Here is a 14580-nt window from a genome sequence, read left to right on the forward strand (position 1 = left end):
CACCTGCACCCGCGCACCCGGCTTAGCATAAGCCTGATGCCGCTGGTCAAAGGTGACGCCCTCACCCACACCTACCACCCCCCCAAATAACAGAATAAGTCGCCGCGTGCTTTGACGGTCCTCGGTAGCGGTTTACAGAAAACCCCACAGGCGGGGTCTGTGAGCCTCAATCGATGACCGAAGACGCGGCGCAGACAAGAGAAATGGAGGAACCTTGGAAGGTCCCGAAATTCAGTTTGCAGAAGCAATCATTGACAACGGCAAGTTCGGTAAGCGCGTAGTACGCTTCGAAACTGGCCGCCTAGCCAAGCAGGCCGCAGGCTCTGCCCTGGTCACCATCGACGACGACACCACCTTGCTCTCAGCCACCGCCATCGGCAAGAGCCCCCGTGACGGCTTCGACTTCTTCCCCCTGACCGTAGACGTTGAAGAACGCATGTACGCAGCCGGCAAAATCCCCGGCTCCTTCTTCCGCCGCGAAGGCCGCCCCTCAACCGAAGCAATCCTAGCTGCACGTCTCATCGACCGCCCCCTGCGTCCTGCCTTCAAAAAGGGCATCCGCAACGAGGTTCAGGTCGTTGTCACCGTACTCACCGTTGAGCCCGATGAAATCTACAACACCGTCGCCATCAACGCAGCCTCCTGCTCCACCACCCTCTCAGGTGCCCCCTTCGCAGGCCCCGTCGGCGGCGTGCGCGTAGCCCTGATTGACGGCCAGTGGGTTGCCTTCCCCAAGCACTCCCAGCTCGAGAAGGCTGTCTTCGATATGGCAGTAGCCGGTCGCGTTGTGACCAAGGCAGACGGCACCGAAGACGTAGCCATCATGATGGTCGAGGCAGAAGCTACCGACAACTCCTGGAAGCTCATCAAGGAAGACGGCGCCTCCGCACCGACCGAAGATGTCGTAGCCGAAGGCCTAGAGGCTGCTAAGCCCTTCATCGCCGCCCTCTGCAAGGCCCAGGCCGACCTGGCAGAACGCGCCGGCAAGCCCGCCCTGGAACTGCCCATCTTCGGTGAACGTGCCGCAGATGTAGATGAAGCAGTCAAGGCTTTTGAGCCCAAGATCGTTGAGGTCTACTCCATCGCCGGTAAGCAGGACCGCGAAACCGCCTCCGCTGACCTGCAGCAGGAAATCGTTGAAGCGCTCGCCGCTGAAGGCAAGGAATTTGAGGGCCGCGAGGACGAAGTCAACGCAGCTTTCAACGCCCTGACCAAGCACGTTGTGCGTCAGCGCATCCTGACCGAGCAGGTTCGTATTGACGGCCGTGGCCTGACCGATATCCGCCAGCTCACCGCTGAGGTTGAGGTACTGCCTCGCGTTCACGGTTCCGCTATCTTCGAGCGCGGCGAAACCCAGATTATGGGTGTCACCACCTTGAACATGCTCAAGATGGAGCAGCAGCTAGACTCCCTCTACCCGGTCAAGTCCAAGCGCTACATCCACCACTACAACTTCCCGCCCTACTCAACCGGTGAGACCGGTCGCGTTGGCTCACCTAAGCGCCGCGAAATCGGCCACGGTGCCCTTGCTGAGCGCGCCCTCACCCCGGTTCTGCCTTCCCGTGAGGAATTCCCCTACGCTATCCGCCAGGTCTCAGAGGCCCTGGGGTCCAACGGCTCAACCTCCATGGGTTCAGTCTGTGCCTCCACCCTCTCCTTGCTGAACGCCGGTGTGCCCCTGCGCGCACCTGTTGCCGGTATCGCCATGGGCCTTGTCTCTGATGAGGTTGACGGCGAAACCCGCTACGCAGCTCTGACCGACATTCTCGGTGCTGAGGACGCCCTGGGCGATATGGACTTCAAGGTCGCAGGTACCTCCGAGTTCGTCACCGCTATCCAGCTGGACACCAAGCTTGATGGTATTCCTGCCTCTGTTCTGGCAAGCGCCCTGACTCAGGCCCGCGAAGCCCGCCTGCACATCCTTGAGGTCATCAATGCAGCAATTGATGCCCCCGATGAGATGAGCGACTACGCACCGCGCGTTATCTCCGTGCAGGTACCGGTTGCCAAGATCGGTGAAGTTATCGGGCCTAAGGGCAAGATGATTAACCAGATTCAGGAAGATACCGGCACCGACATCTCTATCGAGGATGACGGCACCGTCTACATTGGCGCTACCGACGGCCCCTCAGCCGAAGCAGCCCGCTCAGCAATCAACGCGATTGCTAACCCGCAGGTCCCCGAAATCGGTGAACGCTACCTGGGCACCGTTGTGAAGACTACTACCTTCGGCGCTTTCGTCTCACTGACCCCCGGTAAGGATGGCCTGCTGCACATCTCCGAGCTGCGTAAGCTCAACGACGGCAAGCGCGTCGATGATGTTGAGGACGTCGTCGGGGTTGGCCAGAAGGTCCAGGTCGAGATCTCCAAGATTGACGACCGCGGCAAGCTGTCACTGGTACCTGTGGTTGCTGAAGATGAGAGTGGCGACGAAGAGTAAATAAGCTCTCCATAGCTTCTACAGTAGGAAGCAGATAGAGGGGGCAGGCACCAGGTGTCTGCCCCCTCTGACGTCTCTAAACCCTTATTTTCTCTAGAAGAAAGACATGACTGATATGCCCGTCCTTCTACCCCTTGAAACCGCAGACCTCACCGACGAGCTCAATTACCGCAACGGCCGCCTCATCTACGCTGGTGGAGGCGGTAACGAAGTTCGCCGGTCTGTGCTGCCGGGCGGCGTCCGCGTTATCACCGAGCGCATGCCCTCCCAACGCAGTGTCTCCATCGGTTTCTGGGTGGGCGTAGGCTCCCGCGACGAAGAGCCTGGCATGCTAGGCTCTACTCACTTCCTTGAACACCTACTCTTCAAGGGCACCGAGAGCCGTAGCGCCCTCGATATTGCTCATGCCTTTGACCGGGTAGGCGGCGAATCCAACGCCCTCACCGCCAAAGAGCACACCTGCTACTACGCCCGTGTGCTTGATGAAGATACAGCCATGGCCATCGACGTGATTGCAGATATGGTGACCGGTGCCAAGCTTGACTCTGCCCTACTTGAACAAGAACGCGGCGTTATCCTCGAAGAAATCGCCATGGATCAGGATGACCCCACCGATGTTGCCTTTGAGTCCTTTATTGAGCAGCTCATGGGCAGTAATCCACTGGGCCGCCCCATTGGTGGTACCCCGCAAGAAATTACCGATGTTGCCCGCAATAAGGTGTGGGAGCACTACAAGAAGTTCTACACCCCTGACCGTCTGGTGGTCTCAGCAGCCGGTAGCCTCAACCACGCTGAGATCGTCAACCTGGTGCTTGAATCGCTGGCCAACCGCGGCTGGAATCTGATTGAGGGAGCACTTCCTGCCCCGCGCCGTATCCGCCAGCAGAGTGAGGTTGTACCTGGTGCCCGCGAAAAAACCCTGGAAAAGGGCTTTGAACAGACCAATATTGTGATGGGCTGCCCCGGTCTCATTGCTGGGGACGAGCGCCGCTACGCTATGAGTGTGCTCAACTCTGCCTTGGGTGGGGGCATGTCTTCTCGCCTCTTCCAAGAAATTCGTGAGAAACGCGGTCTGGCTTATTCGACCTTCTCTTTTACCGGCGCTTACTCAGACGCTGGCTACTTCGGTATGTACGCCGGTTGCCTGCCGGCTAAGGCGGAGCAGGTTGCCGAGCTGATGCGCGCTACCTTCAAAGATTTTGTGCAGGACGGTATCACGCAGGAAGAGCTTGAGAAGGTTGTGGGGCAGCTTGGCGGCGCTACCGTCTTAGGCAGTGAGGACGCTGGTTCCCGTATGAGCCGTCTGGGCCGGGCAGAGCTCGACTCAGGTAAGTTCCTGTCCATTGACGAACTTCTTGAGGGAGTCCGGTCGGTCACTGCAGAGCAGGTCAATGAGCTAGCCCGCTATCTGGCAGACCAAGACTGGGTCACTACCCTCGTTAAATAAAAAGAAGCAGGGGCACCCGCCAATGAGGGGTGCCCCTGCTTCTTTGCTGATAGCTGTTTTACTCGGTCAGGGCCTTGGCTACCGCGTCCTTGACAGTCTGGGCGTAGACGGTTAGACCCTCATTCTGAGGGTGTACTCCGTCAGAGACCAGGTATTCGGGGTGGCCCTTGGCGGCGGCCTGCCAGTCGGCAATAAAAACCGTGCCGGGGTTTTGCTCGGCGAACTCACGAATCACCTGGTTAGACGGCTCAATCCAGGTCAGGTTGGCTGGGCCCACACCGGTCACCAGCACAATCTTGCGTTCACCCTTAGGGGAGACTGCGGCCTTGAGGCCTTCTAGCTGCTCAAAGCTGAAAGTGGAGTTAGCTGTTACGGAGAAGACCAGCACCTGGCGTACCTGCCCTGCCTCTAACATCTGATCAACGACGGGTAGGGCAGCTGCGCTAGTGCGGGAGACCTCTGCATTGACCAGGGCCTGGGGTAGGGCCTCGCCTAGGGCACCGGAGGACGCTAGCGTAACCGAGTCACCTATAATCGTCACCTGCGAGCCGTCAATATCAGCCGGTGTGAGAGGCGCAGTGGCTGTGGGGGAGGGGTGCCCGCTTTCGGCCGGTTCAGCTGATGTACTGGGTTCAGCGGATGCGCTGGGGGCAAGTGTGCTGGGCTGGGGAGCCGGTGCGGACGCCTGCGAATACTGAGCGCCAGCAGCTACTACCGCTTCTGCCTGGGTCATAGTGGGGGCGGTACGCACAGCAAAGACAGTGGCAATGAGGGCTACCCCAGCTAGGAGAGCTGCGCCCACCGGTAGGGCACGGCCAGCAGGTGCCAGCATGGCTGAGAACCAGATAGAGAGCGCCCCGCGGAAGCCCAACTTACGCACGGGCTGCTCCACATATATGTACGACAAGCCTGCCACAGCAAGGGTCAGGAGCAGTACCGCCACGTTCACCCAGGGGGAGCGGGTAGCACCAAAAGCATAGTGGGCCAGTACCATCAGCGGCCAATGCCACAGGTAGATGCCGTAGGAGCGTTGGCCCACCCAGCGCAGAGGAGCTAAAGATAGCAGCGCCCTAAAAAGCCCAGAGGTGCCGCCACGGACGTCCGGAAGTAGAGCCTGAATAATGCCCATACCCAAGGCGGACCCTACCAGCAGACCCCAGGGCATTAGCCAGGTGCTCTGATCTGAGAGAACGAGCGCAAAAGGAAGAAGAGCAATAAGACATACCCAGCCGGTAAGCTGGCGCACCCAGCCCCAGATGCCGTTACCGTAGCCCACCAGGGGGTAGAGACGGGGGTCAGCAGGTGGGTACATGGACCAAGGAATCATCATAGCCAGCAGTACACCCAGCATCAGCCCGTAAAGGTGGGTATCAGTACCGTAGTAGAGGCGGGCAGTAGAGACCCCAAAGAAACCTAAAACCACAGCCAAAAGGAGGGAAAATAAGCCCAAAATGGCCGGTACGAGGGCCCGCTGCCACCACTTAGCGATAAACATGAAGACAAAAACCAAGACCACAGGCCAGAAGAGGTAGAACTGCTCTTCTACCGCTAACGACCAGAAATTAGTCATAAGCTCAGGGGAAGTCTGCGTGAAATAGTCGTTACCAGCCCAAATCAGCAACCAGTTCGAAGAGTAGGTAAAAGCACCCACAATCTGACGGCCCAAACCGACCTGGGCATCACCACCGACCACCAGGGCCAAAGACCCAACCACCAGGGTAAGTAGGGCAAAGGCCGGCACCAGGCGGCGTAGACGCCGCACCCAGAAGGAAACAATGTCCATCTTGCCGGTGTAGGCGCCCTCCCGCAATAAGAGGGAGGTAATCAGATAACCCGAAATGACGAAGAAAATATCAACACCAATCATGCCTCCGGGCAGGAACTGAGGCCAAAAATGGTAGACCAGCACCAAGGCCACCGCGAGCGCACGCACACCGTCAAGACCTTGCAGGATAAAACGTCGCTGCCCCTCATGGGGGTGCACAGCGGAGTAAAAAACGTGATCGTCTTTCATAGTTCCTTTGAGTCGGTGAGTCGGTGGGGGGGTGGAGCGCAGGCGCACCTTTCTAGTGTAAGAGCTGACCAGGATTTCTTATGTCGCACCCGCCGGGAAAATTTGCGCCAGGCAGGCCATAATCTTTCCCCCTGACCGAAACACCTGCCCTGCCCCCGTCCGCCAGCACATCTGATAGGACGCTGGGCACACCAGGAGGGTGCAAGGAGGCTACCCTCTTCGCTAGAGTAGTGTGAGGTGGCATCTTGATGCGATACCTGCACAACCGGTACTGCACCTATCAGTAAGAGCCACCAGGTGCCAACTGGCACCCAATACTATCAACTAACTAAGGGGTATATAGAGGCATGAGCAAGATTTGGAAGGTCGCTGTTATCGGCGCTGCTGGCCGTATGGGGTCCGAGGCTGTTAAAGCAGTCAACACCGCAGAAGACATGGACCTTGTCGCGGCTCTAGGCAACGGGGACTCCCTAGAATTGCTGGTTGAATACGGCGCTGAGGTCATGATTGACCTGACCGTTCCTTCCGCTACTGAAGCTAACGTCCGCTTCGCTGTTGAACACGGTATTCACGCGGTGGTGGGCACCACCGGCTGGAACGAAGAGCGCCTGGCCTCCCTCAAAGCCCTGCTGGCTGAGCACCCCCAGGTAGGTGTGCTCATTGCCCCTAACTTTGCCATCGGCTCCATCCTGGCTACCGAGTTCGCAGCTAAAGCAGCTAAGTTCTTTGAATCGGTTGAAGTAATTGAGATGCACCACCCCAATAAGGTTGATGCCCCCTCAGGTACTGCCGTGCACACCGCCAACAAAATTGCGGCAGCCCGTGCCGAAGCTGGGGTGCCGGTCTCACCCGATGCCACCGAAACCGATGAAGGCGGCTCACGCGGGGCCAAAGTCAATGGCGTCAACGTCCACGCCGTCCGCCTGCGCGGGCTCACTGCCCACCAGGAAATCCTGCTGGGGGACGCCGGCCAGCAGCTGGTTATCCGCCACGATTCTTTTGACCGCACCAGCTTCATGCCCGGCGTGCTCCTGGGCGTGCGCCAGGTTGAACAGCACCCCGGCCTCACCGTAGGCCTTGACCGCTACCTCAACCTGGACTAACCCCCATGACCTCGCTGCGCGCTTTCACCGCCGGGGCAGTAGCCCTGGCCGCCCTTACTGTGCTCATACTGCCCCTACCAGTAGGAACCCGCCTCTTCCTCCTGGCCGTAGGTGTTTTCTGCGCGGTATTTATCGCAGTGGACGCCGGTGGGCACGGGCGTATCTACGCCGCCCTTGTGACCGTAGTGCTGAGCCTCTACCTGCTGCTCACCTTCCAGCGAGGTATCATCTTCCTCCAGAACGCCGGAGCCCTAGGGGCCCTGCTGGGGGCAGCGTTGATTGTCCTTCCTATCCTGGGCACCTGGGCTATGGTGCGAGAAATCATCTTTGGCTCCCGCACCCAGGCCCTAGGCCAAGAACTAGCCGCAGAAGCAGAACTGCCCGAAGACACCCTGCCCCAAGACACTCAGCCCCAAGACACTCAGCCCCAAGACACTCAGCCCCAAGACACTCAGCCCCAAGACACTCAGCCCCAAGACGCTCTGCCTGAAGACACCCTGCCCCGCACCAAAGCAGGCCGTATCGACCGCGCCGCAGCCGATGCACAATTCACCCACATCGCAGCAGCCACCGAAGCGGAACCTGCCAACTGGAAAAACTGGTTCCGCCTCTCCCTGGCTTACGATGCCTGCGGCGACCGAAAACGCGCCCGCACAGCAATGCGCACCGCCATCGCCCTGCACCGAGGCAAAACCCCAGCCCATCTATCCATCTAAGCGAAAGCCGCCCACCGGCGTCCGCCCCGAAAACCCCAGCCATAAATAAGCAAACTCACCCCACCCCACCCGTCAGATAAGGTAACGTAGTAGATATGTCTGAGACCTCACAGCACCCCACCGCAGCAGAACCCACCTTCGGGCGCCTGCTCACCGCCATGGTTACCCCCTTCACCGCAGAAGGCAAACCTGACGAACAAGCCATCGCCGCGCTCGCAACCCAACTGGTTGATCGTGGCCACGACGGCCTGATCGTGTGCGGTACCACCGGCGAATACTCCACCATGACCGATGAGGAAAACGAAAAAGTTTTCCGCACCGTCAAGGAGGCTGTGGGCGACCGCACCAAGATCGTTGCCGGTGTTGGCTCTAACGACACCGCCCACACCCTGCACCTGGCCTCACGGGCCGAAGCTGTCGGCGTCGATGGCCTACTGGTAGTGACCCCCTACTACAACAAGCCCACCCAGACCGGCCTAGAGGCCCACTTCCGTGCTGTCGCTGATGCGGTCAAGACCCCCGTCATGCTTTATGACATTCCCGGCCGTGCAGGTATCCCCATCACCCCGGCGGTATTCCGTGCCCTGGCAACCCACGAGAACATCGTGGCAGTCAAGGACGCCAAGGCCGACTTCGCCGCAGCAACTGAAGTCATGGAAACCACCGACCTAGAATTCTACTCAGGCGATGACGGGCTGACCCTGCCCTGGCTTGCCATGGGCGCAGTCGGCCTGGTCGGCGTTACCTCCCATGTAGCCCCCGAACACTTCCGCCAGCTCATTGACGCAACCGTCGCCGGCGATATGGCAACTGCCCAGAAGCTGCACTTAGACTTAGCACCGGTCGTCCGCGCAACAATGAGCCGGGTTCCCGGTTGCGTTGCTGCCAAGCAGATTCTTACCTGGCAGGGCATCCTCGACTCAGCTGCCGTGCGCCTGCCGCATGTGCGTGCCACCGACCAAGAAATCGCTCTCATGCGCTCTGATCTTGAAGGCTCCATCATCGCCTCCACACTGGTCAAATAAAGAAACGTACTGCGGGCACCTGGCGGGCCCACCCAAAATCACCGTGATTTTGGGTGGCCCGCTTTGCCCGTATTTCAGAAAAGAAAACCGAACGAAAGAGAAACTATGCAAATAGTTGAAAGCCCGCACCTACCCCCCAAACTGAAAAAGGACACCCTACGCGTTGTGCCCCTGGGTGGCCTGGGTGAAGTTGGCCGTAACATGACCGTCTACGAAATCAACGGCAAACTACTCGTTGTTGACTGCGGCGTGCTCTTCCCTGAAGAGTCCCAGCCCGGCGTAGATTTGATCCTGCCTGACCTCAACTACATCAAGAACCGTCTGCAAGATATCGTCGCTATCGTACTGACCCACGGCCACGAAGACCATATCGGTGCTGTGCCCTACCTGCTGCGTCTGCGCCCGGATATCCCCCTGGTTGGTTCTCAGCTAACCCTGGCCCTGGTTGAGGCAAAACTGCAAGAGCACCGTATCAAGCCCTACACCATGGACGTTGTTGAAGGTCAGGTGGAACGCTTTGGCCCCTTCGAATGCGAATTCGTAGCTGTTAACCACTCCATTCCTGACGCACTGGCTGTCTTTATCCGCACCAAGGCCGGTAAATGCCTGCACACCGGTGACTTCAAGATGGACCAGCTACCCTTGGACGGCCGTATTACTGACCTGCGTCATTTTGCTCGCCTGGGTGAAGAAGGCATCGACCTCTTCCTACCTGACTCAACCAACGCTGAGGTTCCCGGGTTCACCCCGACCGAAAAGAACATTGGCCCGGTTATCTCCAACGTCATGCGCGATGCTAAGCGCCGCGTGATCGTCGCCTCCTTCTCATCTCACGTGCACCGCGTGCAGCAGGTACTTGAAGCTGCTGCTGAACGTGGCCGCAAGGTCGTGCTCGTAGGCCGCTCCATGGTCCGTAACATGACCATCGCTGAGAAGCTGGGCTACCTGAAGGTGCCCGAGGGCGTGCTGGTTGACCTCAAAAAGGTTGATGATTACCGCCCCGAACAGATCGTGATGATGTGCACCGGCTCCCAGGGTGAGCCCATGGCTGCTCTTTCTCGCATGGCCAATGGCGACCACAAGATTCAGGTAGAAAAGGGTGACACCATCATCCTGGCCTCCTCCCTGATTCCTGGTAACGAAACCTCTGTCTACCGCGTCATCAACGGCCTGATGAAGTTGGGCGCCAACGTGGTGCACAAGGGTAACGCTAAGGTTCACGTTTCAGGTCACGCCGCTGCCGGTGAGCTGCTCTACTGCTACAACATTCTGCAGCCTAAGAACGTCATGCCCGTCCACGGTGAAGTCCGACACCTCTTGGCCTCTGGCAAGCTGGCTATCGAAACCGGTATCAAGAGCGACCGCGTTCTCATCTGCGACTCAGGTACTGTAGTAGATTTGCGCGATGGCCGCGCTGACATTGTCGGCCAGGTACCTTGCGAATACGTCTACGTCGATGGCAAGTCCGTTGGGCACGTGACCGAAGATGACCTCAAGGACCGCCGCGTACTGGGTGAAGAAGGCTTCGTATCTATCGTGACCGTCATTGACCGGGCCACCAAGCGCGTGGTCACCGGCCCTGACATTCACGCCCGCGGTATCGCCGAAAACGACTCCGTCTTTGACGACATCACCCCCAAGATTACCTCCGCCTTGGAAGATGCCCTCCACCGGGCACCTGAGAAGGTGCACACCACCCACCAGTTGCAGCAGATTGTCCGCCGCACCATGGGCGCCTGGGTAGCCCGCCGCCTGCGTCGCAAGCCCATGATTGTGCCCGTAGTTATCGAGACTCACAGCCCCGAAGCTGAAGGCAACTAACAATCTCTGAGCATACCCGGCGGCAGTTTGACCTGCTGCCGGGTAAGCTATTTAAACGCAACCGATCATCAACCAGTATTGGGAAGAATGGCTCAGCGAAAGTCTGCATCGAGTAAATCAGCCCCCCGTTCCACGGGGAGCCGCTCCAAGACGTCCTCACGTCGCTCAACCTCCGCTCAAGGTCGAAGCCGTAAGATCGCCCCCGCACCCCCTCAAGAGAGTAACGCTTTGGTGCGCGCCCTAGTAGGGGCCTGGCAAGCTCTAGCTTTTACCGTAGGAGGTGCGGTGCGCCGTATGGGCGAACTCCGCACCGACATTGAACTGCACGAACGCCGAGACGGCGGTGCCCTACTGGTGCTGGTCATCGGCCTGCTAACTGCTGCCGTGGAATGGTGGGGCTGGCGCTCTGACCCCACAAACCTATCCTGGTACGAGTGGCCCCTGCACCTGTGGCATGTTGCAGTAGGCGGCCTCTTTGGTCAAGGCTCTTTGCTGATTCCTATCCTGTGCCTCATTTTTGCTATCCGCATCTTCCGCCACCCGCTAGAAGTGCGGGCAAATAACCGCATCGCCATCGGTTTTACCGTCATGACGGTCTCGGCCTCAATGATGGGAGCCAAGGTAGCGGGCTACCCCTCCTTCTCATCAAGTTTCGACGAATTCTGGGGCGGCGGCGGCACCGTGGGCGTGCTGATTGGCACCCCCGCAAGCCGTATCGTGGGTGGGGTCAACCTGCTTGAATGGTCAGTCATTGCCCTAATTTTCCTCACCGGCCTGTTGATAGCAACCGACACCCCTCTACGCCAAATCTGGCCCAAAATTGTGTACATTTATAGCCTCATGCTGGGCGAGAAACCCCACAGTTCTGTGGCCGATGCTGGGCGCCCCTCCCGTACTTCACGCACCCAAGACGAGACAAAAACCCGTGTGCTTGAGGGTGAGCATGACCGTTCTTACCTCTATGAGGACGCCCCCGCACCTGCCCCGCGCCAACGTGGCGGCTTACTCAGATGGTTAGGTTTTGGCACCCGCAAGGAGCAGGACACCAGGCTTGACCGCTATGAAGCTGACGAAGCCTACCAGAGCGCTGTGGTAGATGAAGGGTATGCCCCTGAACCTGATACGGCCCCGGTCAGACGCGTAGCTGCACCCGGCCGTCCTGCCCAGAAGACCGCTCCTGCCACAGAGGTCTTTGACATGGAGGCCCCTGCCCGGCAGACCCGCCGGCAGAAGAAAGCCGCTAAGAAACAGCCCGAGCTCTTTGACCAAAACCTGTGGAAAAACCAGGAAGAGACTGCAGCAGAAGGCAAGAGCGAGAGCCTCTCCGATGCCCCCGCTCAGCGTCTTGACCAGGCCCGCCAGGCTGCCGCCGACCACGGCTATAGCCCCGAACCTGTAGAGGCAGGTAGCTACAGGGCTGAGCCCGAAGCCGATGCGGCGCGCCCTGCCCCTGCCACCTCTGCCCCCGCCTCAGCCCGGGCTACTGCCACTCCTACCGTGCCCCGCCCCGGTAAGGCTACTGCTTCTGCCGCCTCACTGGGGGCCACCCTCGCCGGTGCTGCTGCTGGTGCAGCCACCGGGGCCGCTAGTTCTGCCGCCGGCTCAGTAGCTGCTTCAACAGCCGGCTCAGCAGCCGGTTCGGCAGCTGGTTCTGTTGCTGCAAACCCTGGTCAGGTGCCCGCCCCCGCGCGTCCGCCTGCCCGCCTGCAAAATAACACTGTTGCTGAAACTACTGAGCAGCCCCGCGGTGAGCTAGTCGTTGAATCATCAACTGGTGCTTATGCCCTGCCTACTGAGTCCATGCTTGAAGCTGGCCCACCTGCCAAGGAAAGCTCCGAAGCCAATGAACAGGTTGTTGATGCCCTGACCAACGTGCTTGAACAGTTCAACGTGGATGCTGAAGTAACCGGTTTCTCACGCGGCCCTACTGTTACCCGCTATGAAATTGAGCTGGGCCCCGGCACCAAGGTGGAGCGTGTTACCGCCCTATCAAAGAACATTGCCTACGCTGTGGCATCTGCCGATGTACGTATTCTCTCGCCTATCCCCGGTAAGAGCGCTATTGGTATTGAGATTCCCAATACCGACCGCGAAATCGTGGTACTGGGCGATGTGCTGCGCTCCTCTAAAGCCCACGGAACCGACCACCCCATGGTCATGGGCGTCGGCAAGGACGTTGAGGGCGGCTTCGTTATCGCTAACCTGGCCAAGATGCCTCACCTGCTGGTGGCAGGTGCAACCGGTGCCGGTAAGTCATCCTTTGTGAACTCCATGATTACCTCAATCTTGATGCGTTCAACCCCTGACCAGGTGCGTCTGATTATGGTGGACCCCAAGCGCGTGGAACTCACCGCCTACGAGGGTATTCCTCACCTAATTACCCCCATCATCACTAACCCCAAGAAGGCTGCTGAAGCCCTGCAATGGGTGGTGCGAGAGATGGACGCCCGCTACGACGACCTGGCCCACTACGGCTATAAGCATGTAGATGACTTCAATAAGGCCGTCAAAGCTGGCAAGATCCAGCCAGAACCTGGTTCTAAGCGCCAGATTAAGGCCTACCCTTACCTGCTGGTGATTGTCGATGAGTTGGCTGACCTGATGATGGTTGCCCCGCGTGATGTGGAAGAGTCCATCGTCCGTATTACCCAGTTGGCTCGTGCCGCCGGTATTCACCTGGTGCTGGCTACCCAGCGTCCTTCTGTTGATGTGGTTACTGGTCTGATTAAGGCTAATGTGCCTTCTCGTATGGCTTTTGCTACCTCGTCTGTCACTGACTCTCGTGTGGTGCTCGATCAGCCTGGTGCTGAGAAGCTAATTGGTCAAGGTGATGCCCTCTTCTTGCCTATGGGTGCTTCTAAGCCTATGCGTGTGCAGGGTGCCTGGGTGGGCGAGTCTGAGATTCATGAGGTCGTGGAGCATGTGAAGAAGCAGGCTCCTGCGGTGTACCGTGATGATGTGATTGCTGCTGCGCCGTCGAAGAAGATTGACGATGATATTGGCGATGACCTGGATGATCTGCTGCGGGCAGCGGAGCTGGTGGTCAATACCCAGTTCGGTTCGACCTCCATGTTGCAGCGTAAGTTGCGCGTGGGTTTTGCTAAGGCTGGCCGTCTGATGGATCTGCTCGAATCTCGCGAAGTTGTTGGCCCCTCTGAGGGGTCTAAGGCCCGTGACGTGCTGGTTCAGCCCGATGATTTGCCGGTGGTACTTGCTAAGCTTCGCGGTGAGGAGCCCCCGGCTGCGGCTGAGAGTGACCCTTACGGTGATGACCCTGTGGCTCACATGAATGATGGGGTGCCGCAGGCTGTTGACTACTATGACCAGGCTGATGACCCTGATAGTGAGGACGCCTGGAACCTCACCGGCCGCTAATTTACTCACCCGCCAGACCCTAAGGAGACTCCCATGTCTGAGCAAACCACAACCGCCTCGAACTGGAATGTGCCTAATGCGCTCACTGCCCTACGCATTGTGATGGTGCCACTTTTTGTGTGGGCGCTGTGGGCTGGTGGCCCTCATGGTGAGGCTGATCTGAGCCTGCGCTGGTGGGCTGTTGCCGTCTTTGTGCTGGCTATGGTCACTGACTGGCTCGATGGCTACCTGGCCCGCAAGAACAACTTGATTACCAGTTTCGGTAAGATTGCTGACCCTATTGCTGATAAGTTGCTGACGGGTGCTGCTTTTGTGGTTCTTTCTCTCTTGGGGGAGCTGTGGTGGTGGGTAACCATCGTCATTTTGGTACGTGAGTGGGGTATTACTATCATGCGCCTGTTTGTGATTAAGTACGGGGTGATGGCGGCTTCACGGGGAGGTAAGGTGAAGACCGTGCTGCAGACTGTGGCTCTGGTGCTGATGATTCTTCCCTTAGGCCAGCTTGGCTCCTGGGCCTTGTGGCCTGGCTATGGGGTGATGGCTGCTGCGCTGGTGGTGACTGTGGTGACCGGTATCGACTATGTTATGAAGGCTATGCAGCTACGCCGTGATTTTTTCGCAGCCCAGGGGAAGTAAGTT

The 14580-nt window shown here is 58.7% G+C and carries 9 protein-coding genes; 8 read left to right on the top strand and 1 reads right to left on the bottom strand.

The window, feature by feature from the left end:
- Nucleotides 1-214 precede the first annotated feature (214 nt).
- Both ACED87_RS01235 and ACED87_RS01240 read left to right on the top strand, forming a co-directional pair.
- Entirely contained in the window at nucleotides 215-2440 is a 2226-nt protein-coding gene (locus ACED87_RS01235; protein WP_449081815.1) for a polyribonucleotide nucleotidyltransferase, read from the top strand.
- 115 nt (nucleotides 2441-2555) lie between these two features.
- The gene (locus ACED87_RS01240) at nucleotides 2556-3887 is read left to right on the top strand and encodes a M16 family metallopeptidase (RefSeq protein ID WP_449081914.1); all 1332 of its coding nucleotides are present in this window, start codon (nucleotides 2556-2558) and stop codon (nucleotides 3885-3887) included.
- Nucleotides 3888-3945: 58 nt separating this feature from the next.
- Here ACED87_RS01240 and ACED87_RS01245 read toward each other — a convergent pair whose 3' ends face one another.
- The gene (locus tag ACED87_RS01245) at nucleotides 3946-5901 is read right to left on the bottom strand and encodes an acyltransferase family protein (protein ID WP_449081817.1); all 1956 of its coding nucleotides are present in this window, start codon (nucleotides 5899-5901) and stop codon (nucleotides 3946-3948) included.
- Nucleotides 5902-6248: 347 nt separating this feature from the next.
- Here ACED87_RS01245 and dapB point away from each other — a divergent pair, with 347 nt between their 5' ends.
- The 6 genes from dapB to pgsA all read left to right on the top strand — a co-directional run bounded on the left by dapB (nucleotide 6249) and on the right by pgsA (nucleotide 14577).
- A complete protein-coding gene (dapB, locus tag ACED87_RS01250) occupies nucleotides 6249-7004 on the top strand; it encodes a 4-hydroxy-tetrahydrodipicolinate reductase (protein ID WP_449081819.1) in 756 nt (251 codons plus the stop codon).
- Nucleotides 7005-7009: 5 nt separating this feature from the next.
- The gene (locus ACED87_RS01255; protein ID WP_449089488.1) at nucleotides 7010-7720 is read left to right on the top strand and encodes a hypothetical protein; all 711 of its coding nucleotides are present in this window, start codon (nucleotides 7010-7012) and stop codon (nucleotides 7718-7720) included.
- Nucleotides 7721-7815: 95 nt separating this feature from the next.
- Nucleotides 7816-8745 (top strand): 4-hydroxy-tetrahydrodipicolinate synthase, encoded by a 930-nt coding sequence (gene dapA, locus ACED87_RS01260; protein ID WP_449081821.1) that lies wholly within the window; start codon nucleotides 7816-7818, stop codon nucleotides 8743-8745.
- Between the two features lie 105 nt (nucleotides 8746-8850).
- A complete protein-coding gene (locus ACED87_RS01265; protein WP_449081823.1) occupies nucleotides 8851-10566 on the top strand; it encodes a ribonuclease J in 1716 nt (571 codons plus the stop codon).
- A gap of 87 nt (nucleotides 10567-10653) precedes the next feature.
- On the top strand, nucleotides 10654-13941 hold the full coding sequence (locus ACED87_RS01270; RefSeq protein WP_449081825.1) for a DNA translocase FtsK: 3288 nt from the start codon (nucleotides 10654-10656) through the stop codon (nucleotides 13939-13941).
- A 33-nt stretch (nucleotides 13942-13974) separates the two neighbouring features.
- The gene (gene pgsA, locus ACED87_RS01275; protein ID WP_449081827.1) at nucleotides 13975-14577 is read left to right on the top strand and encodes a CDP-diacylglycerol--glycerol-3-phosphate 3-phosphatidyltransferase; all 603 of its coding nucleotides are present in this window, start codon (nucleotides 13975-13977) and stop codon (nucleotides 14575-14577) included.
- Nucleotides 14578-14580: the final 3 nt, after the last annotated feature.

The sequence above is a fragment of the Rothia sp. 32237D007AR genome (genome assembly GCF_053544675.1).

What these genes read in the sequence shown, in the direction of transcription:
- pgsA (WP_449081827.1), top strand. Translation starts at nt 13,975, where the DNA reads ATGTCTGAGCAAACCACAACCGCCTCGAACTGGAATGTGCCTAATGCG.
- ACED87_RS01270 (WP_449081825.1), top strand. Translation starts at nt 10,654, where the DNA reads ATGGCTCAGCGAAAGTCTGCATCGAGTAAATCAGCCCCCCGTTCCACG.
- dapA (WP_449081821.1), top strand. Translation starts at nt 7,816, where the DNA reads ATGTCTGAGACCTCACAGCACCCCACCGCAGCAGAACCCACCTTCGGG.
- dapB (WP_449081819.1), top strand. Translation starts at nt 6,249, where the DNA reads ATGAGCAAGATTTGGAAGGTCGCTGTTATCGGCGCTGCTGGCCGTATG.
- ACED87_RS01255 (WP_449089488.1), top strand. Translation starts at nt 7,010, where the DNA reads ATGACCTCGCTGCGCGCTTTCACCGCCGGGGCAGTAGCCCTGGCCGCC.
- ACED87_RS01240 (WP_449081914.1), top strand. Translation starts at nt 2,556, where the DNA reads ATGCCCGTCCTTCTACCCCTTGAAACCGCAGACCTCACCGACGAGCTC.
- ACED87_RS01245 (WP_449081817.1), bottom strand. Translation starts at nt 5,901, where the DNA reads ATGAAAGACGATCACGTTTTTTACTCCGCTGTGCACCCCCATGAGGGG.
- ACED87_RS01265 (WP_449081823.1), top strand. Translation starts at nt 8,851, where the DNA reads ATGCAAATAGTTGAAAGCCCGCACCTACCCCCCAAACTGAAAAAGGAC.